Genomic DNA, 17,271 nt, shown 5'->3' on the forward strand with positions numbered 1-17,271 from the left:
GCGATGGTGCTGTTTGCGGTCCTACTGGCCTGCGCCACGCTCTGGTGGCTCTCGAAGAACGGGGACGGCCTCGGCCGCCGGCTCGGGCGTGCCTTCGGCAAGGGCGTCGGCGCGGTGACCGGCGCGGTCCAGCCGCAGAAGCTCGGCGGCGCCTTCGCGCTCGCGGCGGCCGGGTTCCTGCTCCTGCACGGGAACCTCATCCTGGCGGCCCTGCTCGGCCTCAGCGGCATCTGGATGATCGAGGGGCAGGCCGCCATGACCGAGCGTCTCGCCCGCCTCGTCACGTCCCGGTTCGGCCCCGGGCTCCGGCACCGCACGTCCCTGCTCGATGTCCGCCTGCGTCCGGACGGCTCCATCCGCGACGGCCGGGTGATCGCCGGGCCCGGTGCCGGGGCCCGGCTCGACGCCCTGCCGGCCGAAATCCTGATCGCGCTGCTGCAGGTCTGCCGCGCACGCGATGCCGAGGGCGCGGCGCTGCTAGAGCCGTATCTCGACCGCCGGGCGCCCGGCTGGCGTGTAGACGCTGAGCGCGATCGAGACCCGCGGCCGGGACGCCCGGCGTATCCAGGGTCGATGACGCAGGAGGAGGCGCACCAGATCCTGGGGCTTCAGCGCGGGGCGACCGCTGAGCAGGTCCGGACGGCCCACAGGTCTCTGATGAAGCTCACCCACCCCGACCAGGGCGGAAGTGCCGACAGGGCGGCGCGGGTCAACGCGGCCCGGGACAGGCTTTTGAGCCGACATCGCTGAACTCCACGCGCGTTGTCAGATGCTGACTGGTTCGCAGCCGCGGGCAAACACAGCCGCGGCTCCGCCGTGCCGGCGCGCCGGAGGGGCGCGCCGTCGATCGTCTAGAGCGTCGTCCCGGAAATCAGGGCCGGGACGACGCTCGAGGCCTCTGTCTCCGCATCATCTTGGTCCGAAAGCCGGAATCCACCTTTCGGGATGATGCTCAGGGTCGTTCAGCTGCGGGTCGCGAAGCAGCTGAAGCCGCTGCGCTTCAGGGCCGAGCAGGCATCCTGCGCGGAATCCTGCTCGGCGAACCCGGAGAAGCGGGCGCGGTACAGCGTGGTCCCGCCATGCTCGACCTTGACCGTGTAGGGCGCCGCCTTGGACAGGCTGCCGCCGGCCTTGGCGCGGGCCTCGGAGAGCATCGTGCGGGCCTTGGACTCGTCGTCCATGGCGCCGAGCTGGATCACCCAGGCGGTGGGGACGACGCGGGTCCCGGCGACGGCCTTGGGCGGTTCGTCGCGTTCCGCGGAGGCCATCCGGGCCGCGGTCTTGGACGCGCCCGGGAACGGTGCCTGGGCGCCGCTCGCGCCGGCATAGGCCTGCGCGGCTTTCGGGAGGGCCTGCGACACGCCCTGCGGACCGGGCTTCCAGGTGCCGCCCGGCGTCGTGGTCGAGCGCGAGGGCATGATGTCCAGGGGCTCGCCGGTGGTGCCGGTGGTCTCGACATCCTCGTCGTCGGCCGAGGCGACCTGGGTGCGGGTGCGCGAGACGGCGTCCGCCACCACGGCCGGGCGGGCCCGCTCGGCCATCTCGGTGACCGGCGCCGACTGGCGGACGCCGGCATAGGCCCGGGGCAGGTTGGCGCGGACGAGGTCGGCCATGATCCGGTCGCGGCTGCCGCCCGACTTGCCGCCGAGCACGATCGCCACGATCTGGCGGCCCTCGGACTTGGCCGCGGTCATCAGGTTGAACCCGGAGTCGCGGGTGTAGCCGGTCTTGATGCCGTCCACGCCCTGGACGTTGCCGAGCAGGTGGTTGTGGTTGCCGATCACCCGGCCGCGGAACGCGAAGGCGCGGGTCTGGAAGTAGCGGTAATAGTGCGGGAACCGGTCCTGGATGGCGCGGGCCAGGACGGTGAGGTCCCGGGCGGTGGTGAGCTGGTCGGGGTCCGGCAGGCCGGAGGCGTTGGCGTAGCGGGTCCGGCTCATGCCGAGCGCGTGCGCCTTGGCGGTCATCATCTGGGCGAAGCGCTCCTCGGAGCCGGCGATGTTCTCGCCGATCGCGCAGGCCACGTCGTTGGCCGACTTGGTGACGATCGCCTTGATCGCGTCCTCGACCGTGATGGTCTGGCCCGGGCGCAGGCCGAGCTTCGAGGGCGCCTGGGCGGCGGCGTGGGCCGACATGGTCAGCTCGGAATCGAGGGCGAACTTGCCGCGCTCCATCTGCTCGAACAGCATGTAGAGCGTCATGACCTTGGTGATCGAGGCCGGATGGCGCAGCGCGTCCTCGTTGACCGCGTGCAGCGTCTTCCCGCTCTTCACGTCCACCACCATGGCGGCGTAGGGCGGGTTGTAGCCGCCCCCTGACGCATGGTGATGGTGCCGCCCGCGGCGGGCTTCGGCCGGGGCGGCCAGGGCGGTCAGGACCGCGGCGGCGGCCAAGGCGGCCGGCAGCGCGGGGATCGTCCGGGGGCGGCCTACAACGCTACGCATCACGCCTGATTGCCTCGCGAGACCGGCATGCGCCGGTCGTATCTCTGGTGCTGGCCTGCGTTGATCGCGTGGCCCCGCTGCATCGGTTGAGAATTAGGCGGGTGCAGTTACAGGCCCGTTAATGCGAACCACTCGCGTTCCGAATCGCGCCGGTCCGGCCATGTCTTGACGATGGCGTATGCGACCCACACTCTTGGGTGAGATCCGGTTTCGTCATCGGTGTCGGCGCGCGGCGAGCCGGCCCGGCGGCGCCGAGGAGGCCGGCCATGCAACGATCCCCCGCCCTCCCCGCGTCTCCCGGCATTCCCCGGTCGGGAATCGGGTTTCGCGCGGTTCGATCCGGGCGCTGCGTGCCGACCCTGGCCCCGCCTGCCGGGCGCGTTCCGCGTGCCGACCTCGGCAGGTCGGCATGAGCGGGTCGCAGGCGTCGCGCCGGGCGCAAGCTTTGCGGGGCGGACAAGTGCGCGCAGGCGTCTGGCGAAGTCGCTTCACGGTCTGTAGATTAATGTCCGCCGACCCGGACGCCGCTCCCGGCAGGGTCATGACGGGATCGGTATTGGGGGCCGGCGACGCCCGCTCCAATCGAGGGATCGGTTCGACGCACATGACACAGGTCCCCCTTCAGGGCACCGCGATATCGACGACGCTTCACGGGCCGGCGCGTTTGGCGATCACGGCCTCCGGTTCGCGCGCCCCGGGCGGCGACGACCGGTCCAACACCGCGATCATCACCCGCACCAAGCCGAAGACCAAGAAGCCAAGCCTGTACCGGGTACTCCTTCTGAACGACGATTATACGCCGATGGAATTCGTCGTGCTGGTCGTCGAACGCTTCTTCAACAAGAGTCACGAGGACGCCTACCACATCATGATGCACGTGCATCAGAACGGGGTCGGCGAGTGTGGGGTCTTCACCTACGAGGTGGCGGAGACCAAGGTGACGCAGGTCATGGACTTCGCGCGCAAACACCAACATCCTCTCCAGTGCGTTATGGAAAAGAAATAGGCGCCGTTCGCGGTAGGCACCCACACAGAGGCCAGCTTTGCCAAGCTTCTCACGCAGCCTAGAACAAGCCCTCCACCGAGCCCTGGCGCTCGCCGGCGAGCGACGGCACGAATACGCGACGCTGGAGCATCTCCTGCTCGCCCTTGTCGACGACCAGGACGCGGCCGCGGTCATGCGCGCCTGCAACGTCGAGATCGACACGCTCAAGCGCAGCCTGGTCGATTACGTGGACACCGAGCTCTCGAACCTGACCGGGGACGGGCGCCAGGACGCCAAGCCCACCGCCGGGTTCCAGCGGGTGATCCAGCGGGCGGTGATCCACGTCCAGTCCTCGGGCCGTGAGGAGGTGACCGGGGCCAACGTGCTGGTGGCGATCTTCGCCGAGCGCGAGAGCCACGCCGCCTACTTCCTGCAGGAGCAGGACATGACCCGCTACGACGCGGTCAACTACATCAGCCACGGCATCGCCAAGCGCCCCGGCGCGTCCGAGGCCAAGCCCGTGCGCGGCGCGGAAGAGGAAGGCGCGCCCGAGCGCCCGAGCGACGAGGGCGATCCCCGCGGCGGCGCGAAGAAGAAGGGCGACGCCCTCGACGCCTACTGCGTGAACCTCAACAAGAAGGCCCGGGACGGCAAGATCGACCCGCTGATCGGTCGCCACTCCGAGGTCGAGCGCACGATCCAGGTGCTCTGCCGCCGGCAGAAGAACAACCCGCTGCTGGTGGGCGACCCCGGCGTCGGCAAGACCGCGATCGCCGAAGGCCTGGCCCGCAAGATCATCCAGCACGAGGTGCCGGAGGTCCTGGCCGACGCGACCGTGTTTTCCCTCGACATGGGCACGCTGCTGGCCGGCACCCGCTACCGGGGCGACTTCGAGGAGCGCCTCAAGCAGGTGATGAAGGAGATCGAGGCGCACCCGAACGCGATCATGTTCATCGACGAGATCCACACGGTGATCGGTGCCGGTGCGACCTCGGGCGGCGCCATGGACGCGTCGAACCTGCTCAAGCCGGCGCTCGCCTCGGGCACGCTGCGCTGCATCGGCTCGACCACCTACAAGGAGTACCGCCAGTACTTCGAGAAGGACCGCGCCCTGGTGCGCCGGTTCCAGAAGATCGACGTCAACGAGCCGTCGATCCCGGACACGATCGAGATCGTGAAGGGCCTGCGCCCGTACTTCGAGGAGTTCCACAAGCTCAAGTACACGACCGAGGCCGTGAAGGCGGCGGTCGAGCTGTCGGCCCGCTACATCAACGACCGCAAGCTGCCCGATAAGGCGATCGACGTGATCGACGAGACCGGCGCGTCGCAGATGCTGGTGCCGGAGGCGCGTCGCAAGCGCACCATCGGCATCAAGGAGATCGAGGCGACCATCGCCACGATGGCCCGCATCCCGCCAAAGACCGTCTCGAAGGACGACGCGGTGGTGCTGCAGCACCTCACCGAGAACCTGAAGCGGGTGGTCTACGGCCAGCCGAACGCGATCGAGGCGCTGACCTCGGCGATCAAGCTCGCCCGGGCGGGCCTGCGCGATCCGGACAAGCCGATCGGCTCGTACCTGTTCGCGGGTCCCACCGGCGTCGGCAAGACCGAGGCCGCCAAGCAGCTCGCTTCCTCGCTCGGCGTCGAGATGCTGCGGTTCGACATGTCGGAATACATGGAGCGCCACACGGTCAGCCGCCTGATCGGCGCGCCCCCCGGCTATGTCGGCTTCGACCAGGGCGGCCTGCTCACCGACGGGATCGACCAGCACCCGCATTGCGTGCTGCTGCTCGACGAGATCGAGAAGGCCCACCCGGACCTGTTCAACATCCTGTTGCAGGTGATGGACCACGGCAAGCTGACCGACCACAACGGCAAGCAGGTCGATTTCCGCAACGTCATCATCATCATGACGACCAATGCCGGCGCCTCGGACCTGGCGAAGTCGGCCTACGGCTTCACCCAGACGAAGCGCACGGGTGACGACGTGGAGGCGATCAACAAGCTGTTCGCGCCGGAATTCCGCAACCGCCTCGACGCGATCATTTCGTTCGGCCACCTGCCGAAGGAGGTCGTGGCCAAGGTCGTGGACAAGTTCGTCCTCCAGCTCGAGGCGCAGCTCGCCGACCGCAACGTGACGATCGAGCTGTCCGACGAGGCGCGGGCGTGGCTGGTGGAGCACGGTTACGACGACGCCATGGGCGCCCGCCCGATGGCGCGTCTGATCCAGGCGACCATCAAGACGCCGCTGGCCGATGAGGTGCTGTTCGGCAAGCTCAAGGACGGCGGCGCCGTCCGGGTGGTGGTGCGCAAGCCGGAGGACGAGGAGGCCAAGGCCGGCGCCAAGGACAGCCTCGGCTTCGACTTCCCGGCCGGTCCGGTCACGCCGAAGCCGGAGGCGGACGTCACCAACGCGGCCAAGCGGCACAAGCGGGCCAAGCCCCGCGCGGCCACGCGCAAGAAGACCCCGAAGGACGACAAGGGCGGCGGCGGTGGTGGCAGCGGCGGCTCGGGCGGCGGCGTCCGGACCGTGCCGAAGGTGCCACTGGTCCGCGCATAAGAGCCCTCACGCCGGCCGGCAGGCTTCCGGACCACGGCCTGCCGGTCTATGACCGCCGCGACGCGAACGCGCCGCGGCGAGGAGGCGCTTGATGACCGAAGATCTGCACGAGGGGCCTCTATCCCCCGTCACGCATCCTGCGCCTGCCCCGAAGCTGACCCGGCGCGAGGAGCGGCGCCGGCGCCGCCAGCGGCGTCGCCGCGGCGAGGAGGTGCTGGCCTGGGTGCTGGTGCCACTGATCTGCGTCGGGATCTTTCTCGGCGTGAATGCCGGCTTCGACTTCTTCGGCACCTCGCCCGGTCAGGTCTGGGACCAGCTGATGCAGGTCAAGACCATGATGGAGAAGCGGTCCGCCAACCCGGCCGCGCATTAGAGCCTCGGATCGGGCAACAGGATCGACGCCCTGCGTGCGGTCCTGGCCTCGCGGCGTCGGTGGCATTCAAGGCGGCATCTCCGTTTCCGCGATGATGCTCGGGGACGTCCAGACGGCATCACCCTTTGCCGGCCGCAGGCTCGCCTCCTTCGGGAAGATGCCGCGGCCCTGCCGCGCTTGCCGGTCCGCGATCTCGGTACAGGTATCCGGGGTGAAGCCGGATTGATCCGGCTCAGAATGGCCCCCCAGCGGTGACGCCATGAGTCCGACCCGACGAACGATCCTGGCGGCTGCCGTGCTGGCGGCCCCGTCCGTGCGCGCCGCGACGCGGGGCGGCTCCGTGGCGGTCGTCGGCGCCGGGGCGGCCGGCCTGGCGGCGGCGTCGGCACTGCGCGCGGCCGGGCAGGACGTCGTGCTGGTCGAGGCCCGGGACCGGATCGGCGGCCGGGCTTTCACCGATCGGTCGCTCGGACCCGATTGCCGCTTCGATGCCGGCGCCGAGTACATCCACTGGGCCGAGCGCAACCCCTGGGCCCCCGTGGCCCGGGCATCGGGCGTGCGTTTCGCGCAGGAGAGCGGCTGGGCCCGGACGCTCATGATCGACGGCCGGCCGGCGACCGACGCGGAGAATGCGAGCCGCCGTGCGGGCTTCTCCGGGCTCGACGCGCTGCTGGCCCCCAAGGGGCGCGACACCTCGCTGGCCGAGGCCGCCCGCGCTGGGGGCCCGAACGCCGAGGGTGCGGCGGCCGGCCTGAGCCGGCTCTCGCTCGGCGAGGATCCCGAGCGGGTCTCGGCGGTGGATTACGATCGCTTGTGGTCCGGGACCGACCTCTGGGTCGATGGCTACGGCGACCTCGTGGCGCGGCGCTTCGCCGACCTCCCGGTCCGGCTGAGCTGTCCGGTGCGGGCGATCGACTGGTCCGGCAAGACCGTCCGGATCGACACGGCCTGCGGCACGCTCGCGGTGGCGGCGGCAATCGTGACGGTGCCGGTCGGCGTGCTGAGAGAAGGGGCGATCCGGTTCACCCCGGGCCTGCCCGATGGCACTGCGGCGGCCCTGGATGGTCTGCACATGGGCGCCTACACCAAGATCGGCCTGCGGCTCGACCCTGCGAAGGTCGATCCGGCAGCTCTGGGCGACGCGGTGTCGGTGATCACCGGCGGCCCGACGGTGTATTTCGAGATGGGCCCGTTCGGCCGCGCCATCGCGGTGGCCAATCTCGGCGGCGACCTCGCCCGGGACCTGTGCCGCGCGGGCGAACCGGCCGCGATCGCCCTGGCCACCGAGCGCCTCGGCGCGATCCTGGGCGCGAAGGCGCAGGGCGCCGTCCTGGCCGGCCGCCTCGCCGGGTGGTGGACCGACCCGCACGCCCGCGGCTCGTATTCCATCGTCGAGCCCGGACACGCGGAGGCTCGCGAGCGCTTGCGCGATCCGGTCGGCGGGCGGGTGTTCTTCGCCGGCGAAGCGCTCGCCGGCGGCGGCGCCATGACGGTCGGCGGCGCCACCCTCGACGGTGAGCGCGCGGCCCAGGAAGTGCTGAAGGTCCTGGGCGCCTAGAGCATCGCCCCGAGAGGTGGCTGCCGGCTTTCGGAAGGCGACGATGCGCGAGCGCGGCGCGCAGAGTATCTGAGCCGGCAGCCGACGGTCCTGACGATGCCTTAAGCCGGCTTCCGGATCGCCGCCACGGCCAGCGGCTGTTCTCGGCCGCGCAGGGCGTGCGTGCCGAGATCCTCCGCCACGAGGTCGGGCGGCAGCGGGCCGATCCGGTCGAGCAGGTCGGCCGAGACCAGCACGTGCACGCCGAGGCTCTTGGACAGGCTCTCCAGCCGGGCTGTGGTGTTCACGACGTCGCCGAAATACGCGATCTTGTGGCGCTCCAGCCCGATCTCTGCGGTGACCACCGAGCCGCAATGCAGGGCGGCGCGGAATTCCGGGACCTGCCCGAACCGCTTCGTCCAGGCGTCGGCCTCGGCGGCGAGCTGCTCGGCGAAGGCGAAGACGCAGCGCAGGCAGGCCGCGTCGCGCGTGCCCCGCTCGATCGTCCAGGTGACCAGGGCCATGTCGCCGATGTAATCGTCGATCGAGCCCCGGAAGCGCGAGACCGGCGGCGCCAGGGCGTTGAACACTTGCCCGAGATAGGCCTGCGCCGCGCGGTCACCGTAGCGGTCGGCGAAGCGGGTCGAGCCGGTGACATCGAGGAACAGGAAGATGCGCTCCTCGCTGATCGGCCGGTGGTAGCGGCCGATCAGCAGGTTGGCGAAGACGCCGGGACCGATCAGGTCGCGCACCCGGAACACGAACACCACGAGGACCGAAATCGCGAGCCCGTAGAGCAGGCCGGATTCGGTCATCAGCATCGCGTTCCGCTCGCTGTACATGAAGCGGAACAGGCGGTTCAGCACCGTACTGGCGACCGCGTTGCCGGCCACGATCAGGGCGATGTAGAGCGCCACGGTGGAAAGCAGGAACAGCGGCGTCGCCAGCTGGCGCACGCGCTCCCGCATCTGCCGCCACAGCAGCCCGCGCTCGTAAAGCAGGATCGGTGCCCCGATGATCGCGCCCCGGATCGCCGAGCCCAGCAGCGGGCCGACCGCGAACAGCGATCCGTAGAGCAGGCCGGCCAGGGCGCCGAGCCCCGGCGCCACGAGGTAGAACCAGCGCGGGCTGAAACGCATCCGGCCGTCCTTCACCCCACGTGCCGGCCCGACGCGCCGGGTTCAATCCTGCCGGAGGGCGTGGACCGAGAACAGCCCCTCCGAATCGGTCCAGACCTGGATCCAGGTCCAGCCGGCCCGCTCCACCAGGGCTCGGAAGGTCTCGACCGTGTACTTGTAGCTGCTCTCGGTGTGGATCGTCTCGCCGGCCGCGAACGCGAAGGTCTCGGAGCCGATCCCGACATCCTGCGCGCGCTGCGAGACCAGATGCATCTCGATCCGTGAGGGCCCCGGGTTGAACACCGCCCGGTGCGAGAAGGCGCCGAGATCGAAGCGGCCGGCGAGCTCCCGGTTGATCCGGGTCAGGAGGTTGAGGTTGAACGCAGCCGTTACGCCTGCTGCATCCGCGTAGGCGTTCTCCAGGATCGCGGTATCCTTCACGAGGTCGACGCCCACGATCATGTGGGCGCCCTTCCCCAGGATGCGCCCGAACCGCCGCAGCAGGTCCTCGGCCTCGGCGGGCTCGAAGTTGCCGATGGTCGAGCCCGGGAAGAAGCCGGCCCGGGGCATGCCCGCGAGGCTCGCGGGCAGGTCGAAGTCGCGGGTGAAGTCGGCCGCCACCGGCTCGACCCGCAGATGCGGGAAGTCGCTGCTCAGCACGTCCGCCTGCGCCCGCAGGAACTCGGCCGAGACGTCCACCGGCACGTAGGCCGCGAGCTTGTCGAGGTGGCGCAGCAGGCGGCGCAGCTTGATGGTCGAGCCGCTGCCGAACTCGACGAGCGCGGCCTTGGCCGGCAGCAGCGCGGCCATCTCGGGGCCGCTGCGGTCGAGGATCCCGACCTCCGTGCGGGTCGGGTAGTATTCCGGCAACCGCGTGATCGCCTCGAACAGGTCCGAGCCGGCGGTGTCGTAGAAGTACTTCGGCGCGAGTGCCTTCTGCGGGCGGGACAGGCCGTCCCGCACATCGGCCAGGAAGGCCAGTTCGGGCGTGTCCAGGGCGACCGGGGCCGCGTCGGGGAAGCTGGGCTTGACGGTCAAGGGCGACTCCGGGGCGCTTGGAGCGCTCGCGGCCGACGGGGATACCGGTTCGGCGTCGGCGAGCGTTTCGAATCGAGGATTGAGGCCGTTCGCGATCGGGAACGGCCCTAGGCGGCGTCGGTGAGGCGCAGGCCGGTGAACTGCCAACGCTGATGCGGATAGAAGAAGTTGCGGTACGGCAGCCGGGCGTGGCCCTCCGGCGTCGCCACCGACGAGCCGCGCAGCACGAACTGGCTGACCATGAACTTGCCGTTGTATTCGCCCAGGGCCCCCGGCAACGGCCGGTAGCCCGGATAGGCGGTGTAGGCGCTGCGGGTCCATTGCCAGACGAGGCCGAACGCGTCCGGCAGTGCGCCGTCCCGCGCCGCCACCTCCCACTCGAACTCGGTCGGCAGGCTGCGACCGGCCCACCGGGCATAGGCGTCGGCTTCGTAGTAGCTGAGATGGGTGACCGGCGCGTCGAGATCCACCGGCCGCACGCCGCCGAGCGTCATGGTCGCCCAGCCGTCGCCGTCCCGGCGCCAATAGCCCGGCGCCTCCCAGCCCTCGGCCTGGCCGGCGTACCAGCCGTCGGAGAGCCACAACTCGGGCTTGGCGTAGCCACCCGCCTCCATGAAGGCGAGCCATTCGCGGTTGGTGACCAGCGCCCTGTCGATCCGGCCGGGCAGGATCAGCGCCTCGTGGCGGGGCGATTCGTTGTCGAACGAGAACCCGTCTCCGGTATGCCCGATCCAGGCGATGCCGCGGGCGAGCGGGGCCTGACCCGTCTGCCCGGAGGCGGCCGGGAAGCGCCAGCCGCCATCGTAGACCGGCCCGAGGGGGTTCTGCGCGAAGGCGTGCAGAATGTCGGTGAGCAGAAGCTCCTGATGCTGCTGCTCGTGGTACAGCCCGATCTCGAGGATCGGCAGCACGGCCTCCAGGGCGCTTTCCGAGGCTTGGCCGAGCAGCGACTCCACCGCGCGGTCGATATGCGCCCGATAGGCCGTGACCTCGTCCATGGTCGGCCGGGTGATCATGCCCCGCTGGATGCGCGGCTGTCGCGGGCCGGCCGCCACGTAGTACGAGTTGAACAGGTAGTGCAGGCGCTCGTCGAAGATGGCGTAGCCCGGCAGGTGCTCCCGCAGCAGGAACTGCTCGAAGAACCACGACACGTGCGCCCGGTGCCACTTGGTCGGGCTGGCATCGGCCATCGACTGGACCTGCTGGTCCTCCGCCGAGAGCGGCGCGGCGCGGCGCTCGGTCTCGCTGCGCACGAAACGGAATGCGGCGATCCAGGCGGCGCGGTCGATCGGCCGGGCGGTCACGGCCGGGGGCGGGAAAGCCGCAGCCGGTTGCGCGCGCGTGTCGCCGGAGCGGAGTGCCGCCGTGGCTGCCATGCGGATCTTCCCTTATTCGCGTCTCTGCTGGGATCGTCTTATCGACGCTCAGCTTGGTCGCAGAAGATATGTCCCCGCGGTGGTCAGACAACCTCCGCTCGTGATTCCGCCTGCGCCCGGGTCGTTCGCCTCATTCGCCGCCGGGGACGCGGGGGTTAACGGGGAGAACTTGAAATCGCGGGTCTTTCTTGCGCCGCAGTGAGGAGGTTTTAACCCTCGACACCGAGATTCGAGGCGCTGAGTGCGGAGTCCAGAATTTCCATGCGGATCGATCTGATGGCCGGGGCGAGCTTGTCCCCCGCGGCGTTCCGCCCGTCACCGGAGCCGACCATCCTGGTGTTCGATTCCGGCCTGGGCGGCCTGACGGTCCTCGATGCGGTGCGCCGCGCCCGGCCGGACGGCCGCTACGTCTATGCCGGCGACGATGCCGCCTTCCCGTACGGGCGGCTCGGCGAGGCGACCCTCGTGGCCCGGGTGCTCGCGGTGATGGAGCAGCTCGTCGCGACGCACCGGCCGGACCTGGTGGTCATCGCCTGCAACACCGCCTCGACCCTGGTCCTGCCGGCCCTGCGCCAGCGCTTCGCGACGCCGTTCGTCGGCGTGGTGCCGCCGATCAAGCCCGCCGCCGCGGCGACCCGCTCGGGCCTGATCACGCTGCTGGCCACGCCCGGCACGGTGGCACGCTCCTACACGCACGACCTGATCGCGACCTATGCCGGATCCTGCGCGGTGACGCTGGTCGGCTCGCCGAACCTCGCGGGCTTCGCCGAGGCCGAACTGGCCGGCGCACCGATCGACGATGCCGCCCTGGCGGCCGAGATCGCGCCCTGCTTCGTCGCCGAGGCTGACGGACGGCGCACCGACGTGGTCTGCCTCGCCTGCACCCACTACCCGCTGCTGCTGCCGCGCCTCGAAGCGCTGGCGCCCTGGCCGGTGACCTGGATCGATCCGGCGCCCGCCATCGCCCGGCGCGTGATCCAGCTGATCGGCCCGGCCCGGCGGGATGCCGACCATGACGGGGCCGTGCATGGCGCCTTTACGGCCGGCACCTGCCTGACCGGCCCATTGCGCGCCTCCCTCGCCGCCCGCGGGATCGGCGAGGTCGCCGTCGAGGCGATGCCGCTGGCGATGCAGTAGGCGGCGCCGACCCAGCCGGGCCCCGACGGGCCGCGGCTTCTCCCGCCGGCTCCTTCCGGAAGCCGGCGGCCCTCCTGCGAAATGATACTCCAGGTCCGGCCCTGGGCCGCCGCGTCCGGGCCTGCCGCGGATCCGCCTCGGACGGAGCCCGCGGCCTTCGCCCCGCCGACGAGGCCGCCGGTCCGCCGTCCAGCCGTGCCGAACGAGAGAGACGGCGACTGGGACGGGTGCGTCAGCGCAGCGCTGCGGTGCTTGCGGGTCTGTCGAGGGCTTCGGCCTCGGCGGGGACGACCAGATGGACGAAGAGCATCCCGGCCGCGACGATCAGCGCCAGCGCCAGGATCCGCCACAGCTCCATGATCGGCTCTTGCGGTGTCGTGTCGGTCTTGCGCGGCATCGGTCTCGGATCCCTGTTGTGTGATCTGTCCTGTGGGCCGGTCCCTGGCCCGTCGCGGGTGGCGTGGTCCACCGAAGGCTTGCCTGGCCTTGGTGGCGTAAAGTGGACACCCGCAGGATGAACGCTTCGTAAAATTTGCAACCACGGTCGCCGAAGCGGGTGGAGCGCGGCGTTGGGGTGGGGATCGGGGGTATCGGGCGCTGCCGCGCGCTCCGGCCTTGGCCAGGCTCGCGGGGATCGCCGCAGCGGAAATGGCCCGCCGCAAGGGTTGCACACCGCAAAGCCACCCGCAGCGATACTGATAAGTGTGCAAAATAATCTGCGCAGTCTAGCTTCTGCCGCAATTTCGATCAGACTTCAGGCCTATAAAAGGAAATGCCGGCGGGAAGGACCAGATGTTCGAGAGTCTTTTCTGGGGTGCCGCGATCATGGCGCTGGTCGGATCGGCCGCCCTGGTGGCCATCGGTGCGGCGGTGCAGCCCCGGATCATCCAGAAGGATGAGGTCGGATCCGGCATCCTCGACTCGCGCAGGACGTTCGGACGCAAGCGGCGCTGGCGCCGCCCGTCCCGGGTGACGCGCCGCCTCGGCTGGCTGCCGCTGCGCTAGACGCCTGGTCCGCATCGCCTTTTCCCGAACGCCGCCGGCCCCGTCCGGAACCGCCCTCGGTCCTCGATCCGACGGGCTTGCTTTCCCCGAACCGGTATCGATCCCGGCCGCGAGCGCCCCAGAAGGCCGGCTTTACCAAGCTGGATACTAAACCTGTCTGCACCAAAGACGTACATCTGACGTTGCTGCCGCGGATGCTAAGATCCGATGACTGCGCAATAGCGGTCCAACGGCAGTGCAAAGGGCTCAAGACTGATGAGCGTGCGTCAAATCTGCGATCAGGTGCGGGTGACCGAGCAGGCCTTCACCGCGGCCCTTGGGGCCATGAAGGCGACGGGGCTGCGCGAGGCGTTGACCCAGGAGCTTCAGGAGATGGAATCCGCGGAGATCGAGGCCGGACAGGACGCCGGCTCGGCCCGCTCGGCCTCGTGGAAGCGGGTCAAGATGCTGCACGGCCTCGGTTATCCGGTGGATTTCGGCTGGCTGCACATCGCGCACGGCGCCACCCGGTAGAGCCCCCTGTCCGAAACCGATCCCGGAGGGACTGCGAAACGCCGCCGGCCCCGGGCCCCGTGCGTCCGCACGAGGCCCGGGAGAGACCGCGCTCAGGGCGCGAGGTCGTGGACCGGCGCCGGGACCGGCGTGTCGCTGCTGTTCAGCACGGTACTGCTCGCCGGCACGGGCTTGAGCGCTGCCGTGTCGATCCGGGGCGGCGCCGGCAGCTGCAGCTGCTCGCTGGTGTAGGCCCATTCCTCGGCGACCCGGGCGGGGTCGTCGTTGAGCGTCGTGCCGTAGCTCGGGACGATCTGCCGGATCTTCGCCTGCCACTCGGGCGTGGCGACGTTCTTGGCGAACACCTTCTCCAGCACCTGCAGCATGATCGGCGCCGCCGTCGAAGCGCCCGGCGAGGCACCCAGCAGGGCGGCGATGCTGCCGTCCTTGGCGTTGACGATTTCGGTGCCGAGCTTCAGCACGCCGCCCTTGTTCGGGTCGCGCTTGATGATCTGCACGCGCTGACCCGCCTGCCACAGGCGCCACTCCCCCTTCTTGGCCTTCGGGAAGTATTCGCGCAGGGCCGCGATCCGGTCGTCGTCCGACAGCATGAGCTGGCCGGCCAGGTACTCGACCAGCGGATACTCGTCCAGGCCGACCCGGACCATCGGCCAGATGTTGCTGGTCGTGGTCGAGCTGAGGAGGTCGAGATACGAGCCCTCCTTCAGGAACTTGGTCGAGAAGGTCGCGAACGGTCCGAACAGGATCACGCGCTTGCCGCCGAGCACCCGCGTGTCCAGGTGCGGCACCGACATCGGGGGCGAGCCGACCGACGCCTTGCCGTAGGCCTTGGCGAGGTGCAGCGTCGCGACGTCCGGGTTCTCATTGATCAGGAACGAGCCGCCGACCGGGAAGCCGGCGTAATCCTCGCCCTCCGGGATGCCCGATTTCTGCAGCAGGTGCAGGGCGCCGCCGCCGGCGCCGATGAACACGAACTTGGCGTCGACGCTGCGCCGCGACCCATCCTTCACGTTGCGCGACGTCACCCGCCAGGAGCCGTCGGCGTTCTTGGCGATGCCCTCGACCTCGGTGGAGAGGCTCAGCTTGAAAGTCGGCTGGCCCTGCAGGTGGGCGACGTACTGGCGGGTGACCTCGCCCCACTCGACATCGGTGCCGAGCGGCGACCAGGTGGCGGCCACCTTCTGGGCCGGGTCGCGCCCCTCCATCATCAGGGGCACCCATGTCTTGAGCTGCTCCGGATCGGTCGAGAATTCCATGCCGGCAAACAGCGGGCTGGCCTTCAGGGCCTCCCAGCGCTTCCGCAGGTAGGCGATGTTGTCGTCGCCCCAGACGAAGCTCATGTGCGGGGTGTAGTTGATGAAGGCGTGGGGGTTCTTCAGCACCCCGGCCTTGACCAGCGAGGCCATGAACTGGCGCGTGACCTGGAACGCCTCGTTGATCTCTACCGCTTTGGCGATCTCGACCTGGCCGTTCTTCTTCTCCGGGGTGTAGTTCAGCTCCGCCAGCGCCGAGTGCCCGGTGCCGGCGTTGTTCCAGCCGTTCGAGCTCTCGAGGGCGACCTGATCCAGGCGCTCGACCATCTGGATCGACCACGTGGGCTCGAGCTGGTTCAGCCACACGCCGAGCGTCGCGCTCATGATGCCGCCGCCGATCAGCAGCACGTCGACCTTGGTGTCGGCGCTGTCGGCGAACGCGAGGGCGCTCGGCAGCGAGGCCGCGGCGAGCCCGGTGGCCGCCGTCCCGAGGAGCTGCCGCCGGCTGACCGCGAGCGTGTCGCGCGGGGATCGGGGCTTGTTGGTGTCGTCGGCACGCATCGCCACATCTCATCGGTTGAGGGCCGGGCATGCACGGCTGGCACGTCCCGGCACAGAAGGCGTCGGATCGATGCGACGGGAGCCCCGCGCATCCAGCCTTCCGGAACGTTCCCCCGCGGATGATGCGGCACGCAGCGCGTGATCGATCGTGTGCGATCGTTTCTTGTCTTGTGCGCCGTCGATGCTTCCGAAGACAGCTTCCGGAAGTGCAGGGCCGGATAGAAACGTCTTTTCCCAGTCGATGGCCGGGTTCGACGTGGCAGCGCCGAATAGAGCCAAGACCCGATCCGGAGGTCGCGCGGTGATCGGCGAGTCTCGACGGTGAAAAGACGCCGGCCGATCTGGCGCGGCGGCGTGTTCACCGCGTCTTAGAGGATGAGGTCTGAAAGGACAATCTGTGGTGTAGGACAAACGCCGCCGCCTGTCCTGTGCGGAACATGCGGGGTGCGCGCGGGCGGCATGGCGGGAGCCGCCCTTATCGGCTGCGCCGGAATCGGATGATGCTGCGCGAGAGTCGGCCGGCATCCCAGTTGGGCATGATCCGCCAGGGCGTCGTCACGTCGGCCTCAACGCCATGGATCTTGATCGTCCGCCGCTGCTCGGTGTTGACCCATTCCGGCGCCCAGGCGGTCTGGACCGTCGTGATCCATTGGTCGCCCTCGATCCGGTAGCGGCCGATATAGGCGACCAGCGTCTTCATCAGCGCCGCGCGATCAGCATCGGTCTCGGCCGGCTTGCGGTCGGTGCCCTCGAGGTTGAATGCGACCCAGCCATCCGGGGTAAAGATCACCCGGCCCCGCGGCGCGCTGCCCATCGCGTCGATGAGCGACCCGGTCGCCTTGTCCTCGACCTGGTAGGAGACGAGTTCCCAGGTTCCGACGATCTTCTCGGCGAGATCGCCCTCGTCCGCCTGGATCTGCGGCTGGGCGTCGGCGGCCTGGCCGGGCGACGCGGCCATGAGCAACGCGGCCGCGAGCGTCGCGGAGAACTTCGTCATCCGGTGATTCTCCTTCCGGCCCGCTTCGCCTGCAGCCCCGGGAACCGGAGCCGTTCCGACGGGTGGCCATGCAGTCCGCGCGAATCGGGCGACACCGGGATACGGCGTGCGGCCCTGTCGTGACAGGTGTCGGTCGCGCGGGGCTGGGTTCGGATGATGGCGCACGGCTTCGATCGACAGGGATCCGAAGCGGCACCGACCGGCAGCGATGGCCGGTCCCGTGTCATGGTCTGGGGAGAGAGTGTTGTGCGGATCAGCGCTTTAGGCGGCTGATGGTGCCCAGGAAAGGACTCGAACCTTCACCTCTTGCAAGACTGGTACCTGAAACCAGCGCGTCTACCAATTCCGCCACCTGGGCTCGCCGTCGGCCATTG

15 protein-coding genes and 1 tRNA gene are annotated in these 17,271 nt (G+C 69.8%); 8 read left to right on the forward strand and 8 right to left on the reverse strand.

From position 1 onward, the window contains the following. The first annotated feature begins 3 nt into the window (after positions 1 to 3). Complete coding sequence (locus AC0IY0_RS09280; RefSeq protein WP_471763660.1) at positions 4 to 750, forward strand: J domain-containing protein; 747 nt, start codon at positions 4 to 6, stop codon at positions 748 to 750. A gap of 212 nt (positions 751 to 962) precedes the next feature. On the opposite strand, the gene AC0IY0_RS09285 is transcribed toward AC0IY0_RS09280, so the two are convergent. Further along, positions 963 to 2,444, reverse strand: a complete 1,482-nt coding sequence (locus AC0IY0_RS09285; RefSeq protein ID WP_147909961.1) for a D-alanyl-D-alanine carboxypeptidase — start codon at positions 2,442 to 2,444, stop codon at positions 963 to 965. A 604-nt stretch (positions 2,445 to 3,048) separates the two neighbouring features. Between AC0IY0_RS09285 and clpS the strand changes: the two genes are divergently transcribed. From clpS to AC0IY0_RS09305, 4 genes are all read left to right on the forward strand, one after another. Then, positions 3,049 to 3,450 carry an ATP-dependent Clp protease adapter ClpS gene (clpS, locus tag AC0IY0_RS09290; RefSeq protein WP_187193701.1) on the forward strand — a complete coding sequence of 134 codons (402 nt, stop codon included), beginning with the start codon at positions 3,049 to 3,051 and terminating at the stop codon, positions 3,448 to 3,450. Positions 3,451 to 3,487: 37 nt separating this feature from the next. After that, complete coding sequence (clpA, locus tag AC0IY0_RS09295) at positions 3,488 to 5,989, forward strand: ATP-dependent Clp protease ATP-binding subunit ClpA (protein WP_471763661.1); 2,502 nt, start codon at positions 3,488 to 3,490, stop codon at positions 5,987 to 5,989. 91 nt (positions 5,990 to 6,080) lie between these two features. Next, a complete protein-coding gene (locus AC0IY0_RS09300; protein WP_147909963.1) occupies positions 6,081 to 6,362 on the forward strand; it encodes a hypothetical protein in 282 nt (93 codons plus the stop codon). Between the two features lie 259 nt (positions 6,363 to 6,621). Further along, positions 6,622 to 7,920, forward strand: coding sequence for a flavin monoamine oxidase family protein (locus AC0IY0_RS09305; RefSeq protein WP_471763662.1), 1,299 nt, complete (start codon positions 6,622 to 6,624; stop codon positions 7,918 to 7,920). 101 nt (positions 7,921 to 8,021) lie between these two features. On the opposite strand, the gene AC0IY0_RS09310 is transcribed toward AC0IY0_RS09305, so the two are convergent. From AC0IY0_RS09310 to egtB, 3 genes are all read right to left on the reverse strand, one after another. Next, positions 8,022 to 9,038, reverse strand: a complete 1,017-nt coding sequence (locus AC0IY0_RS09310) for an adenylate/guanylate cyclase domain-containing protein (RefSeq protein ID WP_471763663.1) — start codon at positions 9,036 to 9,038, stop codon at positions 8,022 to 8,024. A gap of 42 nt (positions 9,039 to 9,080) precedes the next feature. Then, complete coding sequence (gene egtD / locus AC0IY0_RS09315) at positions 9,081 to 10,055, reverse strand: L-histidine N(alpha)-methyltransferase (protein ID WP_471763664.1); 975 nt, start codon at positions 10,053 to 10,055, stop codon at positions 9,081 to 9,083. A 107-nt stretch (positions 10,056 to 10,162) separates the two neighbouring features. Then, the gene (gene egtB / locus AC0IY0_RS09320; RefSeq protein ID WP_471763665.1) at positions 10,163 to 11,431 is read right to left on the reverse strand and encodes an ergothioneine biosynthesis protein EgtB; all 1,269 of its coding nucleotides are present in this window, start codon (positions 11,429 to 11,431) and stop codon (positions 10,163 to 10,165) included. Between the two features lie 261 nt (positions 11,432 to 11,692). Between egtB and murI the strand changes: the two genes are divergently transcribed. Then, on the forward strand, positions 11,693 to 12,568 hold the full coding sequence (gene murI, locus AC0IY0_RS09325; protein WP_147905807.1) for a glutamate racemase: 876 nt from the start codon (positions 11,693 to 11,695) through the stop codon (positions 12,566 to 12,568). Positions 12,569 to 12,800: 232 nt separating this feature from the next. Here the strand turns inward: murI and AC0IY0_RS09330 are convergent, their stop codons facing one another. After that, positions 12,801 to 12,965, reverse strand: a complete 165-nt coding sequence (locus AC0IY0_RS09330; protein WP_187193582.1) for a hypothetical protein — start codon at positions 12,963 to 12,965, stop codon at positions 12,801 to 12,803. A gap of 395 nt (positions 12,966 to 13,360) precedes the next feature. Between AC0IY0_RS09330 and AC0IY0_RS09335 the strand changes: the two genes are divergently transcribed. Then, positions 13,361 to 13,573, forward strand: a complete 213-nt coding sequence (locus tag AC0IY0_RS09335) for a hypothetical protein (protein ID WP_147905806.1) — start codon at positions 13,361 to 13,363, stop codon at positions 13,571 to 13,573. Between the two features lie 255 nt (positions 13,574 to 13,828). Next, on the forward strand, positions 13,829 to 14,086 hold the full coding sequence (locus AC0IY0_RS09340; RefSeq protein ID WP_461231092.1) for a hypothetical protein: 258 nt from the start codon (positions 13,829 to 13,831) through the stop codon (positions 14,084 to 14,086). Between the two features lie 92 nt (positions 14,087 to 14,178). Here AC0IY0_RS09340 and mqo read toward each other — a convergent pair whose 3' ends face one another. The 3 genes from mqo to AC0IY0_RS09355 all read right to left on the reverse strand — a co-directional run bounded on the left by mqo (position 14,179) and on the right by AC0IY0_RS09355 (position 17,255). Further along, the gene (mqo, locus tag AC0IY0_RS09345) at positions 14,179 to 15,900 is read right to left on the reverse strand and encodes a malate dehydrogenase (quinone) (protein WP_419829569.1); all 1,722 of its coding nucleotides are present in this window, start codon (positions 15,898 to 15,900) and stop codon (positions 14,179 to 14,181) included. 475 nt (positions 15,901 to 16,375) lie between these two features. Beyond that, entirely contained in the window at positions 16,376 to 16,897 is a 522-nt protein-coding gene (locus tag AC0IY0_RS09350; protein ID WP_471763666.1) for a lipocalin-like domain-containing protein, read from the reverse strand. 273 nt (positions 16,898 to 17,170) lie between these two features. Beyond that, positions 17,171 to 17,255: transfer RNA gene (locus tag AC0IY0_RS09355), tRNA-Leu, on the reverse strand. Positions 17,256 to 17,271: the final 16 nt, after the last annotated feature.

It is taken from the genome of Methylobacterium sp. AC315, from assembly GCF_979253755.1.